2 protein-coding genes are annotated in these 1,483 nt (G+C 45.6%); one reads left to right on the forward strand and one right to left on the reverse strand.

The annotated features are described in order from the left end of the window. Positions 1-371: response regulator (locus HRU10_00005; protein ID NRA25618.1), on the reverse strand; the 371-nt coding region annotated here is incomplete at its 3' end. A gap of 235 nt (positions 372-606) precedes the next feature. On the opposite strand from HRU10_00005, the gene HRU10_00010 reads away from it, so the two are divergent. Then, positions 607-1,483 (forward strand): hypothetical protein (locus HRU10_00010; protein ID NRA25619.1); only part of this gene is annotated, 877 nt, incomplete at its 3' end.

Raw genomic sequence — 1,483 nt, forward strand, 5'->3', positions numbered from 1 at the left:
TTTACGTGAGAGAGGAAGTTTTGAGTGCCTGTTGGTTTTTGTAGAACCGTGGTGATCCCCATATTGACCGCGCGCTGTAATTCAGGGGTATGCATCATCCCAGAAATGATGATGACCGGTAGTGTGAAGCCGATTTCTCTGATGGCATCTACTAACTGAACTCCGGTCATATTCGGCATTTGATAGTCCGTTACCAACAGGCTGTAATCATTTTCTTGAATCATCTCTTTCGCTCGGACTGGATCGTCCGTCATGTCAGCGGGGTAGTGATGTTGGCGTAAAATGCTGTAAAGCATTTCCGCGTAAAGTGACTCGTCATCCACAACAAGGATGCGTCCGACGCGGTGAGGGTCGTTCGGGGGGGGTGTCATAAGGGAGTTTTAGGGAGAATGCCCGTGAGATTCATGCGAGCCTTTTTTTAAATCTGTAGAGCTCTTTCATTAACGGTGAATCAAAATCAAGGTTTAGTGACAAATTTTGAATGATTTTCTCCGCGATATAAGCGTTTTCGTGTAAATAATGTCAGATCGGGGCTTATGGATTGTGCATCGTTTACGTATAGAGTGATCTTTTTCCCCCTACCCTATCTCTGAACCCCCAATCGATATGCCAGAAAGAGTTAATCTTGTTGATGACTTACCTCCAATTGCCGAAAGCAAAAATGTGTCCACGCCAACGCTTTTGGAAGCTTCCGAAGTTGTGGAGCTAGAAACTGTAGCCTTCCTCGATCCATTTTCAGGTGAGGAAGTAGTTCCTGGTAGCTCAGTTCCAGGAAGCTCATTAGAGTCCACGGTGACTATCTTTACTTTAGATAGTGCATCCTGCTATGGGATGATTTCGTTATTCGTATTCTTTCTAGTTGCAGGAATCGCGATTTTAGCGCGCCGCACCCGAGTGAGTTCAAGCGCACCCAAAAAAGCGCTGCTTCTCGGTGGCATGGGTATGTTCCTCCTGGCTGGTTTTGCATTCGCTTCTAAATCAATTTTTTCCCAGTTTCTAAATCAAGAGATTGCTCAATATCCTCTCATGTTGAAACCTCTGTGCTGGGCTGTGATCGCTCCGGTGTTGGTGATGATGATTCCCAGTTTGGTCACTGAAAATCCCAAGGCGCAAAAATTCTTTATGATTTCAGCTGCCAAGATCTTTTTGGCTTTTGTAATTTTGGGAGTCGGAGCCTTTCTCGATTTGAACACGACAATAGCCGGGGCGATTAGCGCCGTTTCATTGGGGCTCGGTGTCTTTTTTGCGTTACCCCTGTTTAAGGCATTACGTCGCCTACCTGGTAATCTATCCGAGGCGGCTAAGAGTAAAATAAGCCAGATGGGCACGATGGTCGTGGGCATCTCTCTCGTGCAAATTATCACAGGCGGATTGATGCTTTTACAGCTGCCTATAAGTATTCTATCGCTCGCAGACGAAGTGCTTTCTTTCGCGTTGGTCGGAATTATTTTCTTCAATCTTATGAAGTATATCACCATTCAGA

The organism is Opitutales bacterium (assembly GCA_013215165.1).
GTDB lineage: Bacteria > Verrucomicrobiota > Verrucomicrobiia > Opitutales > JABSRG01 > JABSRG01.